Source organism: Microbacterium sp. 20-116 (genome assembly GCF_041079415.1).
GTDB lineage: Bacteria > Actinomycetota > Actinomycetes > Actinomycetales > Microbacteriaceae > Microbacterium.
This window is the reverse complement of the sequence record NZ_JBFYGP010000008.1, coordinates 104,464-129,367: the sequence shown is the minus strand read 5'-3', so window position 1 is coordinate 129,367 and position 24,904 is coordinate 104,464. Positions and strand designations below refer to the sequence as shown.

Annotated in this window: 23 protein-coding genes; 5 read left to right on the top strand and 18 right to left on the bottom strand. The window is 69.1% G+C overall.

Going from position 1 to position 24,904, the window contains the following annotated elements; translation table 11 throughout:
• Positions 1-44 precede the first annotated feature (44 nt).
• Positions 45-1,619 (top strand): chaplin family protein, encoded by a 1,575-nt coding sequence (locus tag AB6V29_RS14480; RefSeq protein ID WP_369359479.1) that lies wholly within the window; start codon positions 45-47, stop codon positions 1,617-1,619.
• 190 nt (positions 1,620-1,809) lie between these two features.
• Here the strand turns inward: AB6V29_RS14480 and AB6V29_RS14475 are convergent, their stop codons facing one another.
• The 10 genes from AB6V29_RS14475 to rpsF form a co-directional block, all read right to left on the bottom strand.
• Positions 1,810-2,553, bottom strand: coding sequence for an amino acid ABC transporter ATP-binding protein (locus AB6V29_RS14475; protein ID WP_307314028.1), 744 nt, complete (start codon positions 2,551-2,553; stop codon positions 1,810-1,812).
• On the bottom strand, positions 2,550-3,416 hold the full coding sequence (locus AB6V29_RS14470; protein ID WP_307457007.1) for an amino acid ABC transporter permease: 867 nt from the start codon (positions 3,414-3,416) through the stop codon (positions 2,550-2,552). Before AB6V29_RS14470 ends, AB6V29_RS14475 begins: the two co-directional genes overlap by 4 nt.
• 4 nt (positions 3,417-3,420) lie before the next feature.
• Positions 3,421-4,287, bottom strand: a complete 867-nt coding sequence (locus AB6V29_RS14465; RefSeq protein ID WP_369359476.1) for an ABC transporter substrate-binding protein — start codon at positions 4,285-4,287, stop codon at positions 3,421-3,423.
• Between the two features lie 114 nt (positions 4,288-4,401).
• Positions 4,402-4,833, bottom strand: a complete 432-nt coding sequence (locus tag AB6V29_RS14460; protein ID WP_307314035.1) for a cupin domain-containing protein — start codon at positions 4,831-4,833, stop codon at positions 4,402-4,404.
• A complete protein-coding gene (locus AB6V29_RS14455) occupies positions 4,823-6,127 on the bottom strand; it encodes an amidohydrolase family protein (protein WP_369359473.1) in 1,305 nt (434 codons plus the stop codon). Before AB6V29_RS14455 ends, AB6V29_RS14460 begins: the two co-directional genes overlap by 11 nt.
• Positions 6,124-7,494, bottom strand: coding sequence for an adenosylhomocysteinase (locus AB6V29_RS14450; RefSeq protein WP_369359471.1), 1,371 nt, complete (start codon positions 7,492-7,494; stop codon positions 6,124-6,126). The genes AB6V29_RS14455 and AB6V29_RS14450 overlap by 4 nt, the downstream gene beginning before the upstream one ends.
• 226 nt (positions 7,495-7,720) lie before the next feature.
• On the bottom strand, positions 7,721-8,173 hold the full coding sequence (gene rplI / locus AB6V29_RS14445; RefSeq protein ID WP_103207550.1) for a 50S ribosomal protein L9: 453 nt from the start codon (positions 8,171-8,173) through the stop codon (positions 7,721-7,723).
• A 10-nt stretch (positions 8,174-8,183) separates the two neighbouring features.
• Positions 8,184-8,438 (bottom strand): 30S ribosomal protein S18, encoded by a 255-nt coding sequence (rpsR, locus tag AB6V29_RS14440; RefSeq protein WP_055832386.1) that lies wholly within the window; start codon positions 8,436-8,438, stop codon positions 8,184-8,186.
• Between the two features lie 101 nt (positions 8,439-8,539).
• Positions 8,540-9,064 carry a single-stranded DNA-binding protein gene (locus tag AB6V29_RS14435; protein WP_210075480.1) on the bottom strand — a complete coding sequence of 175 codons (525 nt, stop codon included), beginning with the start codon at positions 9,062-9,064 and terminating at the stop codon, positions 8,540-8,542.
• Positions 9,065-9,069: 5 nt separating this feature from the next.
• On the bottom strand, positions 9,070-9,462 hold the full coding sequence (rpsF, locus tag AB6V29_RS14430) for a 30S ribosomal protein S6 (protein ID WP_058622540.1): 393 nt from the start codon (positions 9,460-9,462) through the stop codon (positions 9,070-9,072).
• 190 nt (positions 9,463-9,652) lie between these two features.
• On the opposite strand from rpsF, the gene AB6V29_RS14425 reads away from it, so the two are divergent.
• Positions 9,653-10,813 (top strand): hypothetical protein, encoded by a 1,161-nt coding sequence (locus tag AB6V29_RS14425; protein ID WP_369359468.1) that lies wholly within the window; start codon positions 9,653-9,655, stop codon positions 10,811-10,813.
• A 2-nt stretch (positions 10,814-10,815) separates the two neighbouring features.
• Complete coding sequence (locus AB6V29_RS14420; RefSeq protein WP_369359466.1) at positions 10,816-11,910, top strand: hypothetical protein; 1,095 nt, start codon at positions 10,816-10,818, stop codon at positions 11,908-11,910.
• Positions 11,911-12,267: 357 nt separating this feature from the next.
• Here the strand turns inward: AB6V29_RS14420 and AB6V29_RS14415 are convergent, their stop codons facing one another.
• The 6 genes from AB6V29_RS14415 to sfnG all read right to left on the bottom strand — a co-directional run bounded on the left by AB6V29_RS14415 (position 12,268) and on the right by sfnG (position 19,708).
• Positions 12,268-12,534, bottom strand: coding sequence for a hypothetical protein (locus AB6V29_RS14415; RefSeq protein ID WP_369359464.1), 267 nt, complete (start codon positions 12,532-12,534; stop codon positions 12,268-12,270).
• A gap of 260 nt (positions 12,535-12,794) precedes the next feature.
• Complete coding sequence (locus AB6V29_RS14410) at positions 12,795-14,486, bottom strand: dipeptide ABC transporter ATP-binding protein (protein WP_369359462.1); 1,692 nt, start codon at positions 14,484-14,486, stop codon at positions 12,795-12,797.
• Positions 14,483-15,553, bottom strand: coding sequence for an ABC transporter permease (locus AB6V29_RS14405; RefSeq protein ID WP_369359460.1), 1,071 nt, complete (start codon positions 15,551-15,553; stop codon positions 14,483-14,485). Before AB6V29_RS14405 ends, AB6V29_RS14410 begins: the two co-directional genes overlap by 4 nt.
• 1 nt (position 15,554) lies before the next feature.
• Positions 15,555-16,628 carry an ABC transporter permease gene (locus tag AB6V29_RS14400; protein ID WP_210075490.1) on the bottom strand — a complete coding sequence of 358 codons (1,074 nt, stop codon included), beginning with the start codon at positions 16,626-16,628 and terminating at the stop codon, positions 15,555-15,557.
• An 87-nt stretch (positions 16,629-16,715) separates the two neighbouring features.
• Positions 16,716-18,347, bottom strand: coding sequence for an ABC transporter substrate-binding protein (locus AB6V29_RS14395; RefSeq protein WP_369359458.1), 1,632 nt, complete (start codon positions 18,345-18,347; stop codon positions 16,716-16,718).
• A gap of 230 nt (positions 18,348-18,577) precedes the next feature.
• The gene (gene sfnG, locus AB6V29_RS14390; protein WP_369359457.1) at positions 18,578-19,708 is read right to left on the bottom strand and encodes a dimethylsulfone monooxygenase SfnG; all 1,131 of its coding nucleotides are present in this window, start codon (positions 19,706-19,708) and stop codon (positions 18,578-18,580) included.
• 123 nt (positions 19,709-19,831) lie between these two features.
• Here sfnG and AB6V29_RS14385 point away from each other — a divergent pair, with 123 nt between their 5' ends.
• The gene (locus tag AB6V29_RS14385; protein WP_210075496.1) at positions 19,832-20,893 is read left to right on the top strand and encodes an LLM class flavin-dependent oxidoreductase; all 1,062 of its coding nucleotides are present in this window, start codon (positions 19,832-19,834) and stop codon (positions 20,891-20,893) included.
• 495 nt (positions 20,894-21,388) lie between these two features.
• Here AB6V29_RS14385 and AB6V29_RS14380 read toward each other — a convergent pair whose 3' ends face one another.
• Positions 21,389-22,702: an O-acetylhomoserine aminocarboxypropyltransferase/cysteine synthase family protein gene (locus AB6V29_RS14380; RefSeq protein WP_369359455.1), complete on the bottom strand. Its 1,314-nt coding sequence runs from the start codon at positions 22,700-22,702 to the stop codon at positions 21,389-21,391.
• Complete coding sequence (locus AB6V29_RS14375) at positions 22,695-23,636, bottom strand: RimK family alpha-L-glutamate ligase (RefSeq protein ID WP_267788779.1); 942 nt, start codon at positions 23,634-23,636, stop codon at positions 22,695-22,697. The genes AB6V29_RS14380 and AB6V29_RS14375 overlap by 8 nt, the downstream gene beginning before the upstream one ends.
• A gap of 102 nt (positions 23,637-23,738) precedes the next feature.
• Here AB6V29_RS14375 and AB6V29_RS14370 point away from each other — a divergent pair, with 102 nt between their 5' ends.
• Positions 23,739-24,569 carry a bifunctional 2-polyprenyl-6-hydroxyphenol methylase/3-demethylubiquinol 3-O-methyltransferase UbiG gene (locus AB6V29_RS14370; protein ID WP_267788781.1) on the top strand — a complete coding sequence of 277 codons (831 nt, stop codon included), beginning with the start codon at positions 23,739-23,741 and terminating at the stop codon, positions 24,567-24,569.
• The last annotated feature ends 335 nt before the right edge of the window (positions 24,570-24,904 follow it).

Here is a 24,904-nt window from a genome sequence, read left to right as displayed (position 1 = left end):
CCCGCGCTTTCGCGCACCCTCATTCATCTACAGGAGAAACTCTCATGCGCAAGATCTACTCGCGTGTCCTTCTGGGCACGCTCGTCGGAGGCGGCCTCGCCGTCCTCGGAGCCGGCATCGCCAATGCCGCAGACACCTCAGGCGTCGACGGTCTGCTCTCGGGCGACCAGGTCGGTGTCTCGGTGAACCTTCCGGTCACCGTCGGCGGCAACGCCGTCTCGGTGATCGGAGACAGCAGCAGCGAAGGTGCCGACACCTCCGCTCCCGCCGCCCCCGCTCCCGCTCCCGTCACCATCACCGATGGCAGTGACGGCGTGGGCTCGGGCAACCAGGGGCTCGTGTCGATCGACGTCCCCGTCACGGTCGGCGGCAACGCCGTCTCGGTCATCGGAGACAGCAGCAGCACGGATGCCGACACCTCGGCGCCCGCGCCCGAAGCTGCGGCTTCCGCGACGGACACCAGCACCGACGGCAGCGACAGCATCGGCGGCGGCAACCAGGGCGTCATCTCGATCGACGCTCCGGTCACGGTCGGGGGCAACGCGATCTCGGTGGTCGGTGACAGCAGCACCGAGAACGCCGGAACCACCGGCGGCAGCACCTCCGGCTCGACCGGCGGCGGCACCGTCACGGACGGCAGCGACGGAATCCTCGGCGGCAACGTCGTCGACGCCCCGATCGGCCTGCCCATCACCGTCGGCGGCAACGCCCTCTCGGTGATCGGTGACAGCGTCTCGAACGACGCCGACACCACCGGCGGCACCACGGGCGGCTCCGGCTCGACCGGCAGCACCGTGACCGACGGAACCGACGGAATCCTCGGCGGTAACGTCATCGGCCTTCCGGTGGGCGTGCCCATCACGGTCGGCGGCAACGCCGTCTCGGGCATCGGCGACAGCGTCACCGACGGCGCCACCACCACCGGCGGCACCTCCGGCTCGACCGGCACCGGCACGACCGTCACCGACGGCACGGACGGCATCGGCAGCGGCAATGTCATCGGCCTCCCGGTCGGCCTGCCCGTCACCATCGGCGGCAACGCCGTCTCGGGCATCGGCGACAGCGTCACCGACGGCGCCACCACCACCGGCGGCACCACCGGAGGCGGCTCCGGTGACGCCGGGACGGACGGCACCGACGCCATCGGGGGCGGCAACGTGATCGGCCTGCCGATCAACATCCCCGTCGCCATCGGCGGCAACGCGGTCTCGGTGATCGGTGACAGCACCACCACCGACTCCACCACCGGCACGCCCACCACCCCCGGAACCCCGGGAACGCCCGGCACCCCCGGAACCCCGGGAACGCCCGGCACCCCCGGAACGCCCGGCACCCCCGGAACCCCGGGAACGCCCGGAACGCCCGGCACCCCCGGAACGCCCGGAACACCGGGAACGAACGGCACTGACGGCACCAACGGCACCGTCACCGTGGCAGGCTCGCCCGCCTCGGTCGGTTCGGTCAGCGCCCTCGCTGCCACCGGAACGGGCACCGCACGCGGCGCCCTCGCCGTGACGGGAACGGACGGCTCGACGGCCGCCGGCCTCGGCCTCGCGGGCCTGCTGACCCTGCTCCTCGGGGCTGGTCTGCTGCTGCGCCGCCGTCGCTCGGTCGCCTGACCCCGGAGCGTTCACCCACAGAACGCGACACCGGATGCCACGCCCTCGGGCCGGCATCCGGTGTCGCGGCGTGCCCGGGCCGGGGCAGGCGCGAACCCTCGCACCGGCTCACGGTCCGGTGTCGACGGCCGAGCTCGTCGGGGCCGTCCTCTGACCCGTCGACCGGCTCAGCACAGCCGATCCGCTCAGGCTAGAGCGCGCCGCCCCGACGCTCGCGCTCGAGGAAAGCGATCGTCTCGGGTCTCTGCGGGGCATCGAGGATCTGCGCGGGAGTGCCCTGCTCGACGATCCGCCCGCCCTTCATGAACACGATGCGGTCGGCGACCTCTCGCGCGAACGACATCTCGTGCGTCGCCATAAGCATGGTCGAGCCGCGGTCGCGAAGAACCCGAACCAGGTCGAGCACCTCGCCGACCAACTGCGGGTCGAGGGCCGAGGTGATCTCGTCGAGCAGCAGCAGCTCGGGGTCGGTCATCACCGCGCGTACGATCGCGACGCGCTGCTGCTGGCCGCCCGAGAGGCGATCCGGGAACTCCCGCGCCTTCGCGCCGAGCCCCAGTTGCTCGAGCAGTTCGGTGCCGCGCGCGTAGGCCTCGGCCTTCGGCATCCCGTGCACCTTCCGCGCCGCCAGCGTGACGTTGTCGATCACGCGCAGGTGCGGGAAGAGGTTGAAGTGCTGGAACACCACGCCGATGCGCGACCGGGCGGAATCCTGGTCGATGGTCGGGTCGGTCAGATCGTCGCCGTTGAGCAGGATCTGTCCGTCGTCGACCCGCTCGATGAGGTTGATGGTGCGAAGCAGCGTCGACTTGCCCGAACCCGACGCGCCGATCAGCACGACGACCTCGTGCTTGGCGAGATCGAGGTCGATGCCGTCGAGCACGACATGGTCTCCGAACGCCTTCCGCACCCCGCGGACATCGAGGACACTCATACGATCCCGCCCATCTGTTCGCGCTTCGCCAACCGCGCCGAGACGTAGTCGGTGAGGCGGATCATCGGCAGGGCCATGGCCACGAACAGCAGCGCCGCGACGATGTACGGCGTGAAGTTGTAGTACTCGGCCGCCGAGATCTGCGCCGCGCGCACGGCATCCACCGCTCCGAGAACCGAGATGAGGCCGACGTCTTTCTGCATCGAGACGAAGTCGTTCATCAGCGCCGGCACGACCTTGCGCACGCCCTGCGGGATCACGACGATCCGCAGCGTCTGGCCGTGAGTCAGGCCCATCGAGCGGGCGGCGACCCGCTGCGAGGGGTGCACGGCTTCCATGCCCGCGCGCAGCACCTCGGCGATGTACGCCGAGTAGGTGAGCACGATCGCGATGGTTCCCCACAGCACCACCGGCACCCGCCCGAACACGCCCAGTGCGGGCAGGCCGAAGCCCACCAGGTACAGCACGATCAGCAGGGGGATGCCACGGAACAGGTCGGTGTACACCGTGGCCAGCGCGCGCAGCGGGAAGAACACCGGCCCCCGCAGCGAGCGCAGCACCGCGAGGGTCGTGCCGAGCACCGCCACGGCGAGCGCGGCGACGATGAGCACCTGGATGTTGACCCACAGCCCCGCGAGGATCGACGGGAAGCTCTTGATCGCGATGTCGAGGTCGAAGAAGCTGCGGCGCACGTCCTCCCAACCGGGGCTCGACAGGATCGCCCACCCGACGACCACGACGAACACCACCGAGCTGACCAGGGCGATCAGCACCGACTTCGTCGACTGCTGACGCCGCGTGGCGCGCCGGGCGAGTTCGAGCTCGCTCGGCCGCCACGCGGTGTCGGATGAGGGGGATGCCACGGAGTTACTTCAGCACGGGCGCGGCGGCCGTGCCGCCGAGCCACTTCTGCTGCAGCTGGTCGAGGGTGCCGTCGGCCTGGAGCGCGTCGATCGCGTCGCTGACGGGCGTGGTCAGCGCCGAGCCCTTCGGCAGCACGTAGGCGAGCTCGTCGCCACCGGCCGAGGAGTCGGGCAGCTGACCCACGACCTTGCCGTTGTCGAGAACGGCCCCGGCGAGGTAGAACGCGGTCGGCAGGTCGACGACGATCGCGTCGACCTGGCCCGACTGCAGGGCGGCGACGGCATCGTCGTTCGAGTTGAAGACGCTGAGCTTGCCGGTGCCGATCTGGTCGGCGGCCACCTGGTAGCTCGTGGTGGCGCTCATGACGCCCACGGGGATGTTCTTCAGCTCGGCGACCGTGGTGGCGGAGGCCGCGGGCGAGGTGCCCGTGGTGACGATCGCCTGAGTGGTCGTGTAGTACGGCGACGAGAAGTCGACGGCCTGCTTGCGCTGGTCCGTGATCGAGAACTGCTGGACGTTCAGGTCCCAGTCCTTCGGGCCCGGGGCGATCGCGCTGTCGAAGTTCGAGCGCACCCACACGATGTCGTCGTTCGTGAAGCCGAGCTTCTCGGCGACGGCGCACGAGACGGCGGCCTCGAAGCCCTCGCACGACGCGGGGTCGTCGTTCTCGACCCAGGGCGAGAACGCGGGCTCGCCGGTGGCGATGGTGAGCTTGCCGGCGGCGACGGTCTGCAGCGCGCCCTCGGTGGCGGGGGCGGAACCGGCGTCGGATCCGGTCGGGGCGAAGGCGCAGGCCGTCAGGGTGACGACCGTGGCGGCGGCGACGGCGGTCAGGGCGGCGACGCGGCGCAGGCGTGCGGAAGCGGTCACGATTTCTCCTCGTGGACGTATCGGGGTCATCCCCGGAGTGCTGTGATGTGCACAGCGTACCGAGCGCATGTTTCAGGGGATGTCGCCGGTGAAACCTGGCGACACGGGAAGCGACTACTCGGCGAGGCGCCAATCGGCGAAGCTGAAGCCGGGAGACACCACGCAACTGACCACGACCTCGGCGCTCCCCGCCGGCCGGGCGGCCTGCCAGACCCCCGCGGGCACGGTGTACTGCAGCACGTGCCCCGCGGCGAGGTCGGGTCCGAGCGTCACGGTGCGGGCGTCTCCGGGCTGGTCGCCGCTGCCGCCGAGCGAGAGCTCGAGGGCTCCCGGCCCGTGCCAGAGCCACACCTCGTCGCTGGTCACGACGTGCCACGCGCTCTCTTCTCCCGCGGTGAGCAGGTAATGGATGCAGGTGGCCGCGGGCCGCGTGCCGGCGGGCGTCTCGACCTCGACGCTCCCCGTCCACATGCGGCGGAACCAGCCGCCCTCGGCGTGCGGTTCGAGATCGAGCAGGACGGCGGTGGCGGGACGCTCAGCGGTCATCGGCGGATACTCCGGTCTCTCGGGTGAAGGCGGCGGATGCCGAGCGCACCTCGCCGTCGATGAAGGTGGCGGCGGCACGCCCCTCGCCGTCGACGACGAGGCGCTCGATCGTGTCATCGACCTCCGACACCGGCACGTCGAAGAACGCCAGATCCGCCACCGCCCCCACGGCGAGGTACCCGGTTCGGGCGGGCCCGGTGTCGAGCCCCATCGCGTGCGCTCCGCCGAGGGTCGCCGCGCGCAGCAGCAGCTCTGACAGGTCGCGGTTCGCGTACCCCTGCGCGCGCGCCATGCGGTGAAGCGCCGACACATCGGCCAAGAGGTCGAGAGAGGGACTGGATGCCAACGAGTCGGTGCCCACGGCCAGCGCGTTGCCCTCGAGCAGATACGCGGCGACCGGCGGCTCGTCGAGCCCGATGACGGCATTGGACCGAGGGCACAGGGCGACGGTCGTCCCGCGTGCGCGCAGGATCGCCCGGTCGCGCGCCGTCATGTAGACCCCGTGCGCGATATGGCAGTCGGGACCGAGAACGCCGAGCTCGTCGACGAACTCCGTCGCCCCCGTGCCGAAGCCCTCGTCGCGCAGGGCGCGGAAACTCGCGGGCTTGTGCGACTGCCAGGGCGCGGCCTCGCCGTGCTCGCGCTCGAAGGCCGCTTCGCCGAGGTGCAGGTGCAGCCGACTCCCGCGCTCGCGCACGATGTCGGGGATCTCGAGCAGCGGCTCGACGTCGAGCGAGTAGGGCGCGTGCGGCGAGAGCCCCGTCCCGGGGGGCGAGGGCAGGGCGTCGAGCCGGGCCTCGACCTCGGCGCGACCCCGCTGGGCCCACGCCGCATTGGTCCAGCTCATCACCTCCCAGTAGGTGATGCCGTGCAGGCGTGCGTCGTGCAGCGCCGAGGCCGCCTCGACGTCGGTGACGATGTCGGCCACCGCCGTGGTCCCGGCCGCGATCATCTGCAGGGCGCCGGCCCTGGCATCCGCCGCCCAGTCATGACCGGCGCGATAGACGGGGGTGAACGCGTCGTCCCAGTCGTCGAAGCCCGCGTACGAGCCCCGCCCGACCTCGGCCATGCCCGTGTACTGCAGGTGCGAGTGCGCGTTCACGAGTCCCGGGGTCAGCACCCCCGGCCAGTGCACCTCGTCGAACGCGACGCCGCGCGCGCTCAGCTCGTGTCGCACCCACTCGCGGTCGCCGACGTGGCGGATACGCCCACCCGCCACCGCGATGGCCCCGCCGGGGATGGGCGGCGCCGTCACGGGGACGACGAGCGCGGCCGAGTACAGCACGACGCTCATGAGCGGGAGTCCCGGTAGCGGGGCGAACGCCAGTCGTCCACACCGTCGGGATCGAGGTCGCGCGGCGGGTCGATCCCCGCACCTCGCACGGCCAGCGCCGTCCGGGCGACGAGCTCGTCGACCTCGGGGCCGAGCGCGTGCACACCGGGCTCCGGACGCCGCTCGAGCAGCTCCCCCAGGGCCGCGAGCTGCACGGCGAACGACAGGTCCATGATCTCGATGGGGTTGCCCTCGGCGGTGGTGATGTTCACCGCTCCCCCGCCGCCCAGCACGAGCGCGTCGCCCGCGTCCGACACCTCTCCCGGCACTCCTCCGGCGACCGCGATCACGCGCGCGACGGCGGCGATCTCGGGCGTCACCGTCGAGGGGACGCCCGTCGCCGAGACCACCAGCGCGCCCCCGGCCAGCTCGAGCGCTCGGCCGGTGACCAACCCGTCGTGCCGAGCCTCGAGCGCGCGGACGGGGTCGGTCTCGGCGACCCGCACCTCGACCCCGAGCGCGCGCAGGTGCGCGGCGACCCCTCGGCCGACGGGTCCGTAGCCGAGCACGAGCGCGGGCTGGTCGGTCAGCGCGATCCCCCGCTCCTCGAGCAGGTCGGCGATCGCGAAGACGCACGACTGCCCCGTGCCGTAGCGGTTGTCGAACATGGTCTTGGTGCGCGCATCGTTGACGGCCATCACGGCGCAACGCAGGATGCCGGCATCCTGCATCCGCCGAAGGGGCGTGAGGCCGCTCGTCGTCTCTTCGCACGCGCCGATCCACCCATCCACCAGCGCCGGGTCGTCTTCGTGCGCCAGGCGGATGAGGTGCGCCCCGTCGTCGAGCAGCACGTCGAGTCCCGCGCGGAGGAAGGCCAGCGCCGCGGCGCGCTCGTCCGGCCCCGCGAGCGCCGGGTCTGCCGTCACGGCGAAACCCTGAGCTCGAAGCTCGTCTGCGACCGCGACGTCGGTCTCGTCGGGATGCGCGTACACCGACACCTCGGCACCCCGCTCACGGAGCAGAAGCGAGAGCACCGCGGTCTTGGGTTCGAGCACCATCGCCACGCCCACCCGCAGGCCGGTCAGGTCGAGCCTTTCGGCGAGGGCGGCGGCGACGGGCATGTGCTGCCGTGCGAAGGCGATGCGTCCGGCGGCGTCTCCGCGTTCGGGCAGCGGCTTCCCGTCGAGCAGCACTTGCTCGGCATCCAGGTCGAACTCGATGCGCCCCGGATGCGGGATCGGGCTCGGGATGCCGCCGAGCCCCGCCAGCAGATCATGCAGGGCATCGGCACCGGTCCCGGTCACCGCGAACGGGCGTCCGGCGATCATGAGGTTCGACGAGCGCGCGAAACGGCGGACGATGCGCTCGGGTGCGCGAGGGTCGGTCACGGCACTCAGCCTAGGGTCGCCGGGCTCGCACCTTCGGACAGTCGGGCCCTCCGTCGTCGCATGCGCCCGGCGAACCCGCCCCGAACCACCCCCGGCCTCACCTCGGGAAACGCCCCGCCTGAGGACGCACCCGGCGCCTGCAGCGAGATCAGCCGCGCCGACCCCGGAAACACGAAAAGGCCCCGCCCTGCCGAAGCAGGAGCGGGGCCGAATCGTGCGTCGCGAATTACTTCGCGGCGACCACCTGAAGGGTGATCACGGCGGTGACGTCGTCGCGCAGGCGAACGGTCGCCTCGTGCTCGCCGACCGACTTGATCGCAGAGGTGATCTGGATCTTGCGCTTGTCGAGCTCACCGAGACCGGCAGCCTTGACGGCGTCTGCGACATCGGCGGGCTTGACCGAACCGAAGAGACGACCCTCGTTGCCGGCCTTGACGGCGAGCTTGACGGTGTTCGACTCGAGCGAGTTCTTCAGGGCCACAGCATCTTCGTGGTCGTGGATCGCGCGGGACTCGCGAGCGGCGCGAATCGACGCGACCTGCTTCTCGCCACCACGGCTCCACGACACGGCGAAGCCCTGCGGGATGAGGTAGTTACGGGCGTACCCGTTCTTGACCTCGACAACATCACCGGCGCTACCGAGCCCGGTGACCTCATTCGTGAGAATCAGCTTTGCCATCGGGTGCTCCTTAGCGGCCGGCGCCGGCGTAGGGCAGAAGAGCCATCTCGCGCGCGTTCTTGATGGCGCGGGCGATCAGACGCTGCTCCTGCACGGAGACACCGGTGATACGACGGGCGCGGATCTTGCCGCGCTCCGAGATGAACTTGCGGAGGGTGGGGACGTCCTTGTAGTCGATGACGCCGACGCGGATCGCCTTCGCGGGGGCTGCGTTCTTCGCGCCCTTCCGCGGCTTGCGGCGGTCGCCAGTGGCCTTTCCAGCCATGCTTCCTTCTTTCGTGTGGTTCGGACGCCGTTCCGGTCACGAGGACCGGGGCATGGCATCCGGAATTTCGGGGGTCGTCTCGCTCGAGAGCGGGGCGAAGATCAGAACGGGGTGTCGTCGCCGTAGGAGCCGGGAGTGCTCCACGCGTCAGCGCCGCTGTTGTTGCCGCCGCCGTTGTTCGAGCCGGGGGTCGACCACGGCTCGTCGTTCGACTGCTGCACCTGCGGGCGCTGACCGCCACCGCCGCCACCGTTACCGCCACCGGCGGCTCGGGTGACCTGGGCGGTCGCGTAGCGGAGCGAGGGGCCGATCTCATCGACTTCGAGTTCGATGGAGGTGCGGTTGTTGCCCTCGCGGTCCTGGTAGGAACGCTGCTTCAGGCGACCGGTCGCGATGACACGGCTGCCCTTCGTCAGCGAACCGGCGACGTGCTCGGCGAATTCGCGCCACACCGAGGCGCGCAGGAACAACGCCTCGCCGTCTTTCCACTCGTTCGCCTGACGGTCGAACGTGCGGGGAGTCGACGCGATGGTGAAGTTCGCGACCGGCAGCCCGTTCTGCGTGTACCGCAGCTCGGGGTCGGCCGTGAGGTTGCCCACAACGGTGATGACGGTTTCGCCGGCCATCGTCGTTACTTCGCAGCCTTCTCGGCGGACTCGACCTTGCGGGGAGCGGCAGCCTTGCGAGCGGCCTTCTCCTCGGAGCGCTTGGCTTCGGCGGCGACCTGAGCGATCGCTTCCTCGGCACGGAGGACCTTGGTGCGCATGATCTGCTCGTTCAGCTTCAGCTGACGGTCGAGCTCGTTCGTGGCCTCGCTGGTCGCGACGAAGTTGACGACGGCGTAGATGCCCTCGTTCTTCTTGCGGATCTCGTAGGCGAGACGACGGCGGCCCCAGATGTCGATCTTGTCGATGGTTCCCCCATCGGCCGTGATGACCTTGAGGAATCCATCGAGCTTCGGAGCGACCTGGCGCTCGTCGACCTCGGGATCGAAGATGACCATGAGTTCGTACTGGTGCGTCACTAACCCACCTCCTTCGGACTAGAACGGCTGACGGGCATTTCCCGGCAGCAGGAGGGTGTGTTGCACGTCGTCGCGGGCTCACACGCGCATGGGCGTAGCCGGACAACCTTCGTAGTCTAACGGATGCCGGTGGCACCGAGGAATCGGACCTGAGTAGCGTGGACGTGACCAGACGACGGCGGGGGGCCGCATGGCAGGGATCCGACCATTCGACGCGCGGGCGTTGCTCACGCCGCCCGACCCACGGGCCGCCAAGGCGTTCACCACCGACCTGCGCAGAACGGGCCGACTCCCCGGCACGGGCGCGGGCGTCGTCGGATTCGCCCTCGCCTTCTCGTTCATCGGCGGCATCGGGGTCGTCATCATCGTGCTCGCCGCCGTGCTGTCGCCGGTGCTGCGCGAGGGGTCGTTCATCCTCGGCATCCTCTTCCTCTTCCCCATCGTCCTGGGGCTCGGCGGGCTCGCACTGGCGTGGGTCGTCGGGCAGCGCGCGCAGCGGACGCAGGAAGACCGCCGCTGGCGCCTCGCGGGGTTCAGCCGCGACGTGGGCATGGAGTACGTGCCCGCGGTACCCGCTCCCCCACTGCCCGGAGTGCTGTTCGGAATCGGCGGCGACCGCACCGGCTACGACATCCTGCGCGGGAGTGAGCCGCGGTTCGTCGAGATCGGCAACTACTCGTATACGACGAGCGACGGCAAGAACACCCACACCTCTCGCTGGGGGTACATCGCGATCCGGCTCGACGTCCCTCTTCCCCACATCGTCCTGGATGCCGTGGGCAACGGCGTGAAACTCGGCGTGTGGGAGCGCGGGCAGCGGCTGAGCCTCGAGGGCGACTTCGATAGGTACTTCCACCTGTCGTGCCCCGAGGGCTACGAGCGCGACGCGCTGTACCTCTTCACCCCCGACGTCATGGCGCGCTTCATCGACAACGCCTCGGCTCTCGAGGTCGAGATCGTCGACGACTGGATGTTCCTCTACTCGCCCGAGGAGCTCTCGACGACCGACCCGGCCCGGTGGGCGTGGGCGTTCGCGGTCGTCTCGGCGCTGCTCGACAAGCTCGACCAGTGGGCGCGGTGGCGCGACGACCGGCTGCAGGAGGCGGCTCCCGCGCCGCGACCCGTTCCGGTCGCCGCGGCGCCGGGAGCCGTTGCACCGACAGCCGCGGCGCCGGCACCCGCGCCCCTGCCGATGACGTTCACCCCCGCGCCGGTCGGAGTCGCCCCTCCCGGTCAGAGGCTCAAACGCAGCAACGCCTGGCTCATCGCCCTGCTCGTCGTGGCCGGGTCCCTCATCGTCATCCCGCTCGTCGCCTTCGCGGCCGGCTTCCTCTTCTTCTTGGCACAGTGAGCATGACCGTCGACACCACCGCCCTGACCCAGCCGATCGACCGCGCGAAGGTCCGTGCCTTCAGTAAGGCGCTGCGCGAGAAGGGGATGCTGCAGAGCCGCGCGTTCGCGATCATCGTGTTCGCGTTCGTGGGGATCGTGGCCGCGCTCATCCTCGTCCCGACCATCGCGACGATCGTCACCCGAGCGTTCACGCGCGACAGCGGCAATCCCGTCGCCCTCCTTCCCTTCGTCCTCGTTCTCGCCATCGTCGGCTTCCTGGCGTGGGCGTTCATCCGCGCGGTCGGCGGGGCCGCGGCACGCCGCTACCGGCTGAGCCTCTTCGCGAGCGCGAACGACATGACGTGGCATCCGGGATTCTCGAACCCCCGCCGCCCGGGCATGATCTTCGACCTCGGCCGCAATCAGGAGCTGCACGACGTGATGCGGCGAGAGCAGCCGCGCTCTCTCGAGGTTGCCAACTACACCTACGAAACCGGGTCGGGGAAGAACAAGCAGACGCACCGCTGGGGCTATGTCGCGCTGCGGCTCGACACCCCGCTCCCCCACATCGTGCTGGATGCCGTGGGCAACAACGGTCTGTTCGGCGGCTCGAACCTGCCCATCACGTTCGGTCGTGACCAGCGGCTCAGCCTCGAGGGCGACTTCGACAGGCACTTCGCCCTGTACTGCCCCGAGGGGTACGAGCGCGACGCGCTGTACCTCTTCACCCCGGACGTCATGGCGCGGTTCGTCGACAACGCCGCGGCGCTCGACGTCGAGATCGTCGACGACTGGCTGTTCCTCTACGCCAAGCGCGACCTGTCGACCCTCGACCCCGCGACCTGGCGGTGGTTGTTCGCCACCGTCGACGCGATCGACGAGAAGCTCGCGCAGTGGGCGCGGTGGCGCGACGACCGGCTCGAGGGTTCGTCGTCGGGGGCCACGGGGATCGCGGCATCCGGCGCCGCGGCTCAGAACGTGCCGCTGCTCACCCCGCCGCCCGCCGGCGTCGCCCGCGAGGGGCGGCGCCTCAAGCGCGGATTCCCCGTCGGGGCGTTCGTCGTCGTCGTCGCCGTCGCGGGGTGGTGGATCCTGACGTCGGTGCTCGGGCGCTGACTTCGGACGAGGCCCGCGGGGCAGAACCTCGGCGATCCGCACAACCTCAGTCGGCATCCGGCATCTCCCGCGGAGGATGCGCGAATCGCTGAGCTTGCGCCACACGGGGGCGCGGATGCCGCGGGGCACATCCTGCGCGATCCACACAACCTCAGCCGGCATCCGGCACACCCACGGAGGATGCGCGAATCGCCGACCTTGCGCAACGCGGGGGCGGATGCCGCCGGGCGTAACCTCCGCGACCTGCACAACTTCAGCCGGCATCCGGCACACCCCCGGAGGATGCGCGAATCACCGAGCTTGCGCAACACGGGGGCGTGGATGCCGCCGGGCACAACCTCCGCGACCCGCACAACCTCAGCCGATATCCGGCACACCCCACGGAAGATGCGCGAATCGCTGAGCTTGCGCAACACGGAGACGGATGCCGCCGGGCACAACCTCGGCGATCCATATCACCTCAGCCGAGATCCGGCGCACTCCACGGAGGATGCGCGAATCACCGAGCTTGCGCAACACGGGGGCGTGGATGCCGCCGGACACAACCTCCGCGACCTGCACAACCTCAGCCGATATCCGGCACACCCCACGGAAGATGCGCGAATCACTGAGCTTGCGCAACACGGAGACGGATGCCGCGGGGCACATCCTGCGCGATCCACACAACCTCAGCCGGCATCCGGCACACCCACGGAGGATGCGCGAATCACTGAGCTTGCGCAACACGGGGGCGCGGATGCCGCGGGGCACAACCTCAGCGACCTGCACAACCTCAGCCGGCATCCGGCACACCCACGGAGGATGCGCGAATCACCGAGCTTGCGCGCACGCCGAAACGACCAGGGCCCCCACACAACATGCGTGAGGGCCCGAATCCGGGCCGGTCAGACCCCGCGGGTCGACCGCCACAGCTCGCGGCGGCTCTCTTGCTCGACCGGGTCGGGCACGGGCAGCGACACCAGCAGGCGCTTGGTGTAGTCGTCGCGCGGCTGAGTGAGCACCTGGACGGTGGTCCCCTGCTCGCGGATCACACCCTGCTGCAGCACGACGACGCGGTCGGCGACCTCATCGACGACGGCGAGGTCGTGGCTGATGAACAGGCACGCGAAGCCGAACTCGGACTGCAGCTGCGCGAACAGCTGCAGCACGCGCGCCTGCACCGACACATCGAGCGCTGAGGTCGGCTCGTCGGCGATCAGCAGCTTGGGGTCAAGCGCGAGGGCGCGGGCGAGCGAGGCGCGCTGGCGCTGACCGCCCGACAGCTCGTGCGGGTAGCGGTCGCCGAACGCGGTCGGAAGCTGCACGGCATCCAGCAGCTCGTTCACACGGGTGCGCGCGGCGCGGGCGCCAGAGACGCGCCGGTGCACGACGAGCGGCTCGGCGATGCACTCCGCGATCGTGAGCAGGGGGTTGAAGCTCGTGGCCGGATCCTGGAAGACGAAGCCGATGTCGGGGCGCGTCTTGGCGAGCGTGCGGGGCTTCGCTCCGCGCATCTCGGTGCCGAGCACCTTGAGCGACCCGCCGACGACCGATGTCAGCCCGACCATCGCGCGACCGATCGTCGTCTTGCCCGAGCCCGACTCGCCCACCAAGCCGAGCACTTCGCCCGGACCGATCCAAAAGTCCACTCCCTTCACGGCGACGATCCCCGACGAACCGAAGCGGCCCGGGTAGCCGATCTCGACCTTCTCGGCGACGACCAGACTGCCCTCGGGCGGCGCGGTCGGGGCCGGCGTCTCGAGGGACTGATGGGCGCTCTTGCCGCGACCGACGTGCGGCACGGCGGCCAGCAGCTCGCGCGTGTACGCCTGCTGCGGGGAAGCGAAGAGCTCGCGCACGGGCGCCTGCTCGACGATGTCGCCGCGGTACATGACGATCACGCGGTCGGCGAGGTCGGCCACGACGCCCATGTTGTGGGTGATGAGCACGATCGTCGCGCCGAACTCGTCACGGCAGGTGCGCAGCAGATCGAGGATCTCGGCCTGCACCGTCACGTCGAGAGCCGTGGTCGGCTCGTCGGCGATGATCAGGCCGGCGTTGAGCACGAGCGCCATCGCGATGACCACGCGCTGCTTCTGCCCGCCCGAGAACTGGTGCGGGTAGTCGTCGACGCGCTTCTCGGGGTCGGGGATGCCGACGCGGCGCAGGATGTCGACGGCCCTGGTCTTCGCCTCGGCCTTCGACAGCTTCTCGTGCGAGCGGAGTCCCTCGGCGATCTGCCAGCCCACGGTGTAGACGGGGTTGAGCGCGGTGGAGGGCTCCTGGAACACCATGGCGGCGTCGCGCCCGCGCATTTCGCGCAGCTGGGCGCGGGTCGCGTGCACGATGTCGGTCTGGTCGCCGTCGCGGCCGCGCACGATGACGGCGCCCGAGAGCGTGGCCGTCTCGGGCAGCAGCCCCAGCAGCGTGTTCGCGGTCACGGTCTTGCCCGAGCCCGACTCGCCCACGATGGCGAGCACTTCGCCGGCGTGGGCTTCGAGCGAGATCCCGTTGATCGCCGAGACCGGCTCGCCGTCGGTGGCGAAGGTGACGCGCAGGTCGTCGATCCGGGCGACGGGGGCGGTGGTGCCGGTCATGAGGGGCTCCCATCGGAGGGGGCGGATGCCGGGGGCCCGGCGGGAGCGGCGGTGGCGCGAGCCGTCGACGGGTCGACCGCGGTGACGGGCGCAGGTGCCCGACCGGCGCGGCGGCGCGTGCGCAGGCGCGGGTCGCTGAGGTCGTTGAGGCTCTCGCCCACGAGGGTGATGCCGAGCACGGCGAGCACGATCGCGACTCCCGGCGGGATGGCGGTCCACCAGATGCCGCTGGTCACGTCGCTCACCGAACGGTTGAGGTCGTAGCCCCACTCGGCGGCGGCGGTGGCCTCGATTCCGAACCCGAGGAAGCCGAGGCCCGCGAGGGTCAGCAGTGCCTCGGAGGCGTTGAGGGTCACGACGACCGGCAAGGAACGGGTCGAGTTGCGCAGCACGTGGCGGAGCAGGATGCGACCGGTCGGCACACCGATCACGCGCGCCGACTCGACGAAGGGCTCGGCCTTGACCCGCACCACCTCGGCGCGGATCACGCGGAAGTACTGCGGCACGAAGACCACCGTGATCGAGATGGCGGTGGCGAGGATGCCGCCCCACAGCGTCGACTGGCCCTTCGTGATCGCGATCGACATCACGATCGCGAGCAGCAGCGAGGGGAAGGCGTAGATCGCGTCGCACAGAACGACGAGGATGCGATCCAACCAGCCGCCGAAGTAGCCGCCGACCAGGCCCAAGAAGATACCCAGGAAGATTGAGAACGCGATCGCGCACAGGATCACCAGCAGAGCGGTCTGCGCTCCCCAGATCACGCGCGAGAGCACATCGTAGCCGCCGACGGTCGTGCCGAGCAGGTTCATCGCGCTCGGCGTCTGTTGCGTCCCGAACTTGACGCCGTCCGCCTCCTGCTGCGCGAACCCGTAGGGCGCCAGCAGCGGGGCGAACAGCGCCGTCAGTAGGAAGACGGCGGTGATGAGGAGGCCGAGCACCAGCATGGTGCGCTGGAGGCCGACACTGCGCCGCAGGTGCGAGATGACCGGCAGGCGGTCGCGCAGGGGGACCTTTCGCACGGTCACGCTGTCGTCGGAGAGGGTGGGGGTGATGGCATCCGACATGTCAGTACCTCACTCGGGGGTCGATGATCGCCGCGATGACGTCGACCAGGAAGTTGGTGAAGGCGACCAGCACGGCGATGATCACGACGATCCCCTGGACGGCGACGAAGTCGCGCGCCTTCAGGTACTCGCTGAGCATGAAGCCGAGGCCCTTCCACTCGAAGGTGGTCTCGGTCAGCACGGCGCCCGACAGCAGCAGGGCGATCTGCAGACCAATCACGGTGATGATCGGGATGAGCGCCGGGCGGTAGGCGTGCTTGGTGACCAGGCGGTACTCCCCCACGCCGCGAGAACGAGCCGAGGTGACGTACTGGGCGCCCAGCGTGCCGATCACGTTCGTGCGGACCAGGCGGAGGAAGATTCCCGCGGTCAGGATGCCGAGCGCCACGCCGGGCAGGATCGCGTGGATCAGCACGTCTCCCGCGGCAGCGCCATCTCCGAGGCGGATCGCGTCGAGCAGGTAGATGCCGGTGGGGTTCTCGATCGAGGCGAACTTCAGCTCGGTGCGGGTGCTCGCGCGTCCGGCGACCGGCAGGACGCTCAGCCACACCGAGAAGACGAGCTTGAGCAGGAGCCCGACGAAGAAGATGGGCGTCGCATACCCGAGGATCGCCCCAATGCGCAGGGTCGCGTCGGGCCAGCGGTCGCGCTTGTAGGCGGCGAGCAGGCCGAACGGGATGCCGATGAGCAGCGCCACGAAGAGCGCGTAGATCGCCAGCTCGAGGGTGGCGGATCCGTACTGCAGCAGAATCTCGATCACCGGACGGTTGTCGGTGAGCGTGGTGCCGAAGTCGCCGCGGAGGATCCCGCCGATGTACTCGAAGTACTGCACGATCAGCGGGCGGTCGTACCCGGCCTGCGCGATGCGCTCCGCGAGCTGATCGGGGGGAAGACGGCCGCCGAGGGCGGCGGTGATCGGGTCGCCGGTGATGCGCATGAGCACGAACACCACGGTGACGAGGATGAACACCGTCGGGATGATCAAGAGCAGACGGACCAGGATGTAGCGCCAGAGTCCTCCGCCCTTGGGAGCGACGGGTTTGGCGATGTCGGCAGCGTCGACGGCAGTGACCATACGGGAGAGACCTCACTCACAGGGGGAACGGCGCCTCATCGCTCCGCTCTCGCTCGGCGACCGATCGCGCGAGGCGCCGCTTCGGTCTTACTTGTGCAGCGGTGCGTAACGGAACTTGAAGGACCCGTCGAGGACGGCGCCCTCGACGCTGGAGCCCACGATCGCGACCTGCTTGCCCTGGAGCAGCGGCAGCGTCGAGAGGTCGGCGGCCACCTTGTCCTGGATCTCGCCGATCTCCGACTCACGCGTGGTCTTGTCGGTCTGCGTCGCCTGGTCGACGAGCAGCTTCTGGACGTCCGCGTTGTCGTAGTGGTTCAGCAGGAAGTTGTCCTTGGAGAAGAACGGTGTGAGGTAGTTGTCGGCATCCGAGTAGTCGGGGAACCAACCGAGCTGGTAAGCGGGGTAGGCGTCGGCCTTGCGGTCCTTCGTGTACTGCACCCACTCGGTCTGCGCGAGGTTGACCGTGAACAGGCCGTCCTTCTCGAGCTGTGCCTTGACCGCGGCGTACTCGTCACCCGACGAAGGGCCGTAGTGGTCGCCGTTGTACTGCAGGTTCAGCGTGACGGGCGTCGTGAGACCGGCGGCCTCGAGGGTCGCCTTGGCCTTGGCGGCGTCGGGCTTGCCCTGGCCGTCGCCGTACATGTCCTTGAGCGCCTCGTTGGCACCCGCGAGACCCTGCGGCACGTAGGAGTACAGCGGCGAGTAGGTGTCTTTGTAGACGTCGGTCGCGATGGCCTGGCGGTCGACGAGGTCGGCGGCGGCCTGACGGATCGCGAGCGACTTGGCGGGGTCGGCGTCGGCCGTCTTCGTGCCGTACGGCATGGTGTCGAAGTTGAAGACGATGTAGCGGATCTCGCCGCCGGGGCCGTCGACGACCTTGACCGCGTCGTCCTTCTGCAGGTCGGCGACGTCGGTCGCGCTCAGGCTGCGGTAGGCGACGTCGATCGCACCCGACTGCACGTCGAGCTTGAGGTTCGAGGAGTCGGCGTAGTACTTGGTCGAGATGCCGCCGTTGGCGGCCTTGGGCAGCGACCCCATGTAATCGGCGTACGGCTTGTACGAGATGAGCTCGTTGGGCTTGTACGAGTCGATCGTGTACTGACCGGCGAAGGCCTTGCCCTCGACGATGGTGTCGTCGGAGGTGACGGCGGTGGCCGAGAAGACCTCTTCGTCGACGATCGGCGCGGCGGGGCTCGAGAGGATCTGAGGCCAGACCTGGTCGTTGCCGTTCTTCAGGGTGAAGACGACCGTGGTGTCGTCGGGGGTGGCGACGCTGTCGAGGTTGCCCAGCAGCGATGCGGGACCGTTCGGGTCGTTGATCGCGACCTGGCGGTCGAACGAGAACTTCACGTCGGACGAGGTCAGGTCGTGACCGTTCGCGAACTTCAGGCCCGACTTGAGCGTGACCGTGTACTCGGTCGGCGAAGTGAACTCGGCCGACTCGGCGATGTCGGGAGTGACCTCCGACGTGCCGTACTGGCTGTTCATGAGGAAGGGGTAGATCTGCGTCATGACGGCGAACGAGCCGTTGTCGTACGAGCCGGCCGGGTCGATCGAGGTGATCTTGTCGGTGGTGCCGATGACGAGCGGGTCGGTGGAGCCGTCGTCGGAGGAGCCGCCTCCGGTCGTGGTCGTGCAGCCTGCCAGGACGAGGGTCGACGCACCGAGCGCGCCGAGAGCGAGGCCGAGTCGGCCGCGGCCACTGTTGTGCAGTGTCATGTTGTACCTCTGCTGTGAAGTGTTGATTGCGACAAATGCCGCATTCCTTCGGACATCTAAGTCCGATTCCCGCCACTCACAAAGCCCTTGCGCGCATATTTACGAGACCGAAACTCAACGAACGTGCGACTGAGTTCCGGCCCGCGGGGAAGCAAAGCACTCACCGCCTCGCCGCCGACCCCGTCACCCGCCGTGACGTCCAGCACCGTATACGCCTTGCGGCATACGCGTCATCGCGCCGCGGTCACGGGGTCGCCGCTCCTGATCAGATCCGCCTCGAGCTCGCGCACGATCGGTATCACGGTCTCGCCGAAGAGCTCCAGCTCCTCCTGGAAATGAAGGAACCCCAGCAAGAACAGGTCGACGCCACGCTTCTTGTATTCGATGATCCGCTCGGCGATCTGCTGCGCGTCGCCGAAGAGCTGCGTGCGGAAACCGTCGTTGTACTGCACGAGATCGTCGACGCTCGAGTCCGCCCACATGCCCTTCTTGTCCGCGGTCGCGTTACCCGCCTCCTGCACGCTCTTGCGGAACCCCTCGACCGCGCCCGAATCGGCGTGGGCGATGATCTCACGCAGCTGCGCCTCCGCCTCGGCACGGCTGTCTCGCTGAATGACGAACCCGTTCAGGCCGAACCGGGTGCGCCGACCGTGCTCCGCCGCGATGCGGGTGACGTCGTCGTACTGCTCGGTGAACCCGTCGAAGTCCTTGCCGTTCGAGAAATACCAATCCGAGAATGCGCCACCGTTGAAGCGAGCGGCCGTGGAATTGCCGCCCTGGAAGATGTCGGGGTGCGCCCGGCCCGGCACCTCGTACGGAAACGGCCGAAGCGTGAAATCGGTGATGTCGTAGTACTTGCCGTGGAACGAGAACTTCTCCTGCGTCCACAAGCCGCGAAGCACCTGGATGAATTCCGCTGCCCGCTCGTACCGTTCGTCGTGCTCGAGCCACTCGAGACCGAGGTCGGTGTACTCGTCCTTGAACCACCCGCTGACGACGTTGACGGCGGCCCGGCCGTGCGAGAACTGGTCGGCCGTGTTGATGAACTTGGCCAGAACCGCCGGATGCCAGATGCCCGGGTGGATGGCCGAGATGACCTTGAGCTTCTGGGTCGCGAGCAGCAGAGCGAGACTGATCGAGGTGGACTCGTGCTGCTGGGCAGCGCCGTAGCTCGAGGCGTAGCGCACCTGACTGAGGGCGTACTCGAATCCCACGCGCTCGGCCGTCTGCGCGAGCTTCACGTTGTAGTCGTAGCCCCAGTCGGTGCGCTGCTCGATCGAACTGATGACGAGCCCGCCGCTGACGTTGGGCACCCAGTAGGCGAACTTCAGCGGCTCGTGGGTGGGAGTGGAATCGGTCATGGGGTCCTCCTCGCGGATCGGAACCCGGCCAACCTCGCATCGCTTCGGGCATCGGTCAACGACATATGACGGACCGTTTCGTCGCGTGACGCCGGGCGACGGTCGCCGGGTGAGGATGGAGCCATGACCTCCCCCCAGCGCGTGCGTTTCGGCTACTGGACCCCCATCTTCGGCGGATGGTTGCGCAACGTCGACGACGAGCAGACCCCCGTGTCGTTCGCCCACATCGCCGAGATCGCGCGGGCTGCGGAAGAGGGCGGGTTCGACCTCACGCTCATTCCCGAGCTCAACCTCAACGACATCAAAGGCGTCGAGGCTCCGTCGCTCGACGCGTGGGCGGTGACGGCGGGACTGGCCGCGGTCACGTCGTCGCTGGAGCTCATGACGGCCGTGCGTCCGGGTTTCCACAACCCGTTCCACACCGCGAAGCAGGCCGCGACGATCGACGAGATCAGCGGCGGCCGTTTCACCCTCAACGTCGTGTCGGCGTGGTGGGCAGAAGAGGCCAAGCAGTACGAGGGGCTCTTCAGCGCGCACGACGACCGGTACGCGCGCACGATCGAGTGGGTGGAGGTGCTGCGCGGTCTCTGGTCGCAGACGCCCTTCGCGTACGAGGGGGAGTACTACCGCACCGAGGGCACGTATACCGAGCCCAAGCCGCAAGTGCAGCCGCGCTTGTACGCCGGCGGCGAGAGCGAAGCCGGCCGCACGGCGATCACGCGCTTCGCCGACGCGTACCTCACGCACGGCGGAACCCTCGAGGAGCTCGAGACGAAAGTCGCCGACATGCGCCGCCGACGCGCCGAGGCCGGAGCGACGCCGTTCGAGGCCTTCGGCATGGCGGCGTATGCCGTGGTGCGCGACACCGAAGACGAGGCGCAGGCCGAGATCGACCGCATCACCGACGTGCGCGGGGGAGCGGCCTACGGCTCGTACCAGGACTTCGTGAGCAAGTCGAAGCTGGACACCCAGGTCGACCTCAAGGAGTACTCGGTTTCGAACCGCGGCCTGCGGCCGAACCTCGTCGGCACGCCCGACCAGGTCGCCGAGCGCATCGTGGAGTTCGCGAACGTCGGCGTCTCGACGCTGCTGCTGCAGTTCTCGCCGCACCTGCCCGAGATGCAGCGGTTCGCCGCCGAGGTGATTCCGCGCGTGCGCCGGCTCGAGGCGCAGCGCGACGCCTGACGCGGGGGCGTTACGGCGCAAACGTCCGGCGCAAGTCGGGCGGGGCCTGGCGTGGGCCGGACCCGGGTCTGCGCACCCCCTGTTGAGTGTCCAAAACACCCGGACGGATTCGAAAAACCTCCGGGTGTTTTGGACATCCAATCCGGTGGAGGTGGCGCATTCCGTTCACCGTCCCTGCTCGGGCTTTGCTCGGCGGGCGATGCCGACACGCCCGCACCCCGTGCGTTGGTACGCCGCACCCGCACGTCGGCACGCCCGTGCGTCGGCACGCCGGGCCGGCACCAGGCCGCCGGGCATGTGAGTGTCCAAAAGACCCCGAGCGCGCCGACGCCTTCGCGGGGTGTTTCGGACACTCGAGGGGAAAGGGCACCGCCTGGGATGGCCGCACGCCTGTTGAGTGTCCAAGAAACTCGGACGGATTCCGAAACTCTCCGGGTGTTTTGGACACTCAACGGGACAGACGGATGGATGCCGTCACCCGCGTGACCGTGCGATCTACGCCACGGCGCGAAGAGCCTGCTCGAGATCGGCGATGAGGTCTTCCGCATCTTCGAGGCCGATCGACAGGCGGATGAGGCCGTCGCCGATGCCGAGGCGGTCGCGCGTCTCTTGCGTGAAGCCCAGGTGCGTGGTCGTCGCGGGGTGGAGCGCCATCGACCGGGTGTCACCGATGTTCGTCATGCGACTGAAGAGGCGTAGGGCGTCGAAGAAGCGCTCCGCGGCGGGACGCCCGCCACGCACGGTGAACGAGAACACCGAGCCCGAGAGACCGTCGTAGTTGCGCACGGCGAGCGCGTGCTGTGGGTGAGACGGGAGTCCGGCGTAGTCCACGCTCTCGACCGCCGCATGATCCTCGAGCCACTCGGCGATCGTGCGGGCCGTGGCGAGGTGCTGGCGCATGCGCACCGACAGCGTCTCCATGCCCTGCTGCAGCAGAAAACCGTTCAGTGGCGAGAGCGCGGGGCCGGTGTCGTTCGCGATGCCGAACCGCAGTGACAGCTCGAACGCACGCGGCCCGAACGCTTCGACGAACGAGGCGTGACCGGCGATCGCGGTGTCGGTGAGGGCGGGGTAGGAGCGGTCGGATGCCACCCAGTCGAAGGTGCCGCCGTCGACCACGGCGCCGGCGAGGTTCGCCCCGTGGCCAGAGAGGAACTTCGTCGCCGAGTGCACGACGATGTCGGCCCCGTGCTCGATGGGGCGGATGAGGAACGGCGTCGCGATGGTGTTGTCGACCACGAGAGGGATGCCGTGGCGCCGCGCGACCCGGGCGACGGCGTCGATGTCGACGACGTCATTCTTGGGGTTCGGGAGGGTCTCGGTGAAGATCGCTTTGGTCTCGGGACGGATGAGCGCGTCCCACTCCGCTTCGTCGGTGGGGTCCCAGACGTACTCGACGGTCACGCCCATGCGGGCGAACGTGCGGTCGAAGAGCACGCGGGTGCCGCTGTAGATGCTCGCGGTCGAGACGATGTGCTCGCCGCTGCCCGCGAGACCCAACAGGGCGATAGTGATCGCCGCCTGGCCCGAGCCGACGACGATCGCGCCCGACCCGCCCTCGAGGGAAGCCAGGCGGGCTTCCGCTACCTGGTTGGTCGGGTTCGCGTTCCGCGAGTACAGGTGGCCCAGATCGGCGCCGGCGAACCGATCGGTCGCCTCCTGGAAGGAGTCGAATCGGTAGGCCGCCGACAGGTGCACCGGCGTGATGCGCGAGCCGTGCGTGAGGTCTTCGATCTCGCCCGCGTGCACCTGCCGCGTGGCGAAGCCGAAGCCGTCCCACTCGGAGTGCGGGGGAGCGGCCTCAGCCACGCGAACCGACCACTTCCTGCGGGAGCAGCGAGCCGAGCCAGCGAGCGATCTCGCGCGGTCCGGAGCGAGGCGCGGTGGCCTCGACGTCGGGGTTGTAGTTCGTGTTCGTGTTCACGTCGTAGGTCACGGTGCGGCCGTCGCGCGTCTCGATGAACTCGATACCGGCGATACCGACGCCCTCGGCCGCGAGAAAAGCGAGGAAGCGATCGATCAGGACGGGATCGACGTCGTCGCGACGGCGGAACAGCGGCTCGGGCTCGACTCCGTCGGCACCCGGAACCGCGCACGCCTCGGCGGGGCACAGCTCGAAGCTGCCCGCGCTGGTGTCGACCCGCACGGCGTAGACGAATTCGCCGGCGACGAACTCGGCGCGCGTGATGAACGGGGCCTGGGCGACCAGCAGCTCCTGCAGCAGCGTGATGCCGTCGGGCGAGGGCTCGAAGTCGGAGCTGCCGACCCACGCAGCGAACTCGTCGACCGAATCCCAGCGCCGCACGCCGAGGCCCTTGCCGCCCTGATTGTGCTTGCTGATGAAGGGCGCACCGAAGTCGCGTGCCTTGGCAACGAGGTCGTCGGTGCCGAACACGGCGACCGTGCGCGGAACGTCGATGCCTGCGTGCCGCAGAGCCGCATGCTGAGCGACCTTGCTGACCTCGAGCTCCAGAACGTCTGCGCCGTTGATCACGGTCCGACCCCACGACGCCAGCCAGCGGAGAACGGCGCGACCGAACTCCTTGCTGTGCGCGTGATCGCGCGTGTGCGCCGATGCGCTCAGACGCGACCAGAACACGCCCTCGGGAGGCTCGACCGCGAGGTCGATCGACCCGTCGGTGAGGAGCCACTCCTCGAACGGCACCCCTTCTGCCTCGAATGCCGCCGCGAACGGCGGGATCCACTGGGGATTTTCGTGGATGACATAGACCTTGCCCGACATGCCGCCAGGCTAACCCGCACCCCCGACATCGCGCCCACTCCGCGTCACGAAGCGACACCGGGTCGCGGCATCCCTAGGCTCGTCTCTCGGAAAGGGGATGCCATGACCTCCGACTACATCGACGCCAACCGCGCCAACTGGGACGAGCGCGCGACGCTGCACGCTGCCCGGGATGGCTCAGGATACGGAATCGCACGCTACATCGACGACACCGAAGCATTGTCGGACGTGGTGCGTTTCGACCGGCCGCTGCTGGGCGACATCGCGGGAAAGCGAACGGTGCACCTGCAGTGCCACATCGGCACCGACACTCTTTCCCTGGCCCGACTCGGCGCCAAGGTGACCGGACTCGACTTCTCCGAGAACGCGGTCGTCGAGGCCCGCCGGCTTGCCGCCGAGGCGGGCGTCGAGGTCGATTTCGTCCGGTCGGATGTGCGGGATGCCGCGAACGCCCTGCCCCGCGGAGAGTTCGACCTCGTCTACACGGGGATCGGTGCCCTGTGCTGGCTGCCGTCGATCACCGAGTGGGCGGGGGTCGTCGCCGACCTGCTCGCTCCGGGCGGCACGCTGCACATCCGCGAGGGGCACCCCGTCCTGTGGGCGATGAACGAGGATCTGCCAGGGCTGTCCCTCGCGTTCCCCTACTTCGAGCAGGCCACTCCGCTCGAGTGGAACGACGACAGCACCTACGTCGAGGTGGCCGCGCCCCTGAAATCGACGCGGACGTACGAGTGGAACCACGGTCTCGGCGAGATCGTCACGGCACTGCTCGAGCGCGGCCTGCGTCTCGACACGCTGGTCGAGCACGACAGCGTGCCGTGGGAGGCGCTTCCCGGCCGCATGACCCCGCGCTCCGACGGCGAGTTCGCGTTGACCGAGCAGCCGTCGGTCGTGCCGCTGAGCTACACGATCAGGGCGACGAAGGTGGCGTGAGGGTCGCGTCCTAGCGGTGCGAATTGCGATTCCCGCACGCTCGTCTCAGCCCTGCGGCGGTTCCATATCCGCGAGACGACCGGGGATGCATGCAGACGTCGCGCGAAAAAGCGCAGAGCGCGGATCAATGGAGATTTGCGTAAATCCACCGTCCGAACGGCTGCCAGCAAGAAACGGCGGGTCAGATACGAGATAGCTGCCCTCCGTGGAACCTTCATCCTCCCCGGCTGATGGCTCGAGACCGCGGTCGGTCCAAGCGGCAGCAATCTGCTCACCGTAGGACTTGGGAGTCATGGGCAGTTCGATGAAACGCTGGGCGGCGAACGTCCATTGGA

Coding starts and splice junctions, on each gene's coding strand:
- AB6V29_RS14480 (WP_369359479.1), top strand. CDS start 45: ATGCGCAAGATCTACTCGCGTGTCCTTCTGGGCACGCTCGTCGGAGGC.
- AB6V29_RS14475 (WP_307314028.1), bottom strand. CDS start 2,553: ATGAGTGTCCTCGATGTCCGCGGGGTGCGGAAGGCGTTCGGAGACCAT.
- AB6V29_RS14460 (WP_307314035.1), bottom strand. CDS start 4,833: ATGACCGCTGAGCGTCCCGCCACCGCCGTCCTGCTCGATCTCGAACCG.
- AB6V29_RS14455 (WP_369359473.1), bottom strand. CDS start 6,127: ATGAGCGTCGTGCTGTACTCGGCCGCGCTCGTCGTCCCCGTGACGGCG.
- rplI (WP_103207550.1), bottom strand. CDS start 8,173: ATGGCAAAGCTGATTCTCACGAATGAGGTCACCGGGCTCGGTAGCGCC.
- rpsR (WP_055832386.1), bottom strand. CDS start 8,438: ATGGCTGGAAAGGCCACTGGCGACCGCCGCAAGCCGCGGAAGGGCGCG.
- AB6V29_RS14435 (WP_210075480.1), bottom strand. CDS start 9,064: ATGGCCGGCGAAACCGTCATCACCGTTGTGGGCAACCTCACGGCCGAC.
- AB6V29_RS14425 (WP_369359468.1), top strand. CDS start 9,653: ATGGCAGGGATCCGACCATTCGACGCGCGGGCGTTGCTCACGCCGCCC.
- AB6V29_RS14420 (WP_369359466.1), top strand. CDS start 10,816: ATGACCGTCGACACCACCGCCCTGACCCAGCCGATCGACCGCGCGAAG.
- AB6V29_RS14410 (WP_369359462.1), bottom strand. CDS start 14,486: ATGACCGGCACCACCGCCCCCGTCGCCCGGATCGACGACCTGCGCGTC.
- AB6V29_RS14405 (WP_369359460.1), bottom strand. CDS start 15,553: ATGTCGGATGCCATCACCCCCACCCTCTCCGACGACAGCGTGACCGTG.
- AB6V29_RS14400 (WP_210075490.1), bottom strand. CDS start 16,628: ATGGTCACTGCCGTCGACGCTGCCGACATCGCCAAACCCGTCGCTCCC.
- AB6V29_RS14395 (WP_369359458.1), bottom strand. CDS start 18,347: ATGACACTGCACAACAGTGGCCGCGGCCGACTCGGCCTCGCTCTCGGC.
- sfnG (WP_369359457.1), bottom strand. CDS start 19,708: ATGACCGATTCCACTCCCACCCACGAGCCGCTGAAGTTCGCCTACTGG.
- AB6V29_RS14385 (WP_210075496.1), top strand. CDS start 19,832: ATGACCTCCCCCCAGCGCGTGCGTTTCGGCTACTGGACCCCCATCTTC.
- AB6V29_RS14375 (WP_267788779.1), bottom strand. CDS start 23,636: ATGTCGGGCAAGGTCTATGTCATCCACGAAAATCCCCAGTGGATCCCG.
- AB6V29_RS14370 (WP_267788781.1), top strand. CDS start 23,739: ATGACCTCCGACTACATCGACGCCAACCGCGCCAACTGGGACGAGCGC.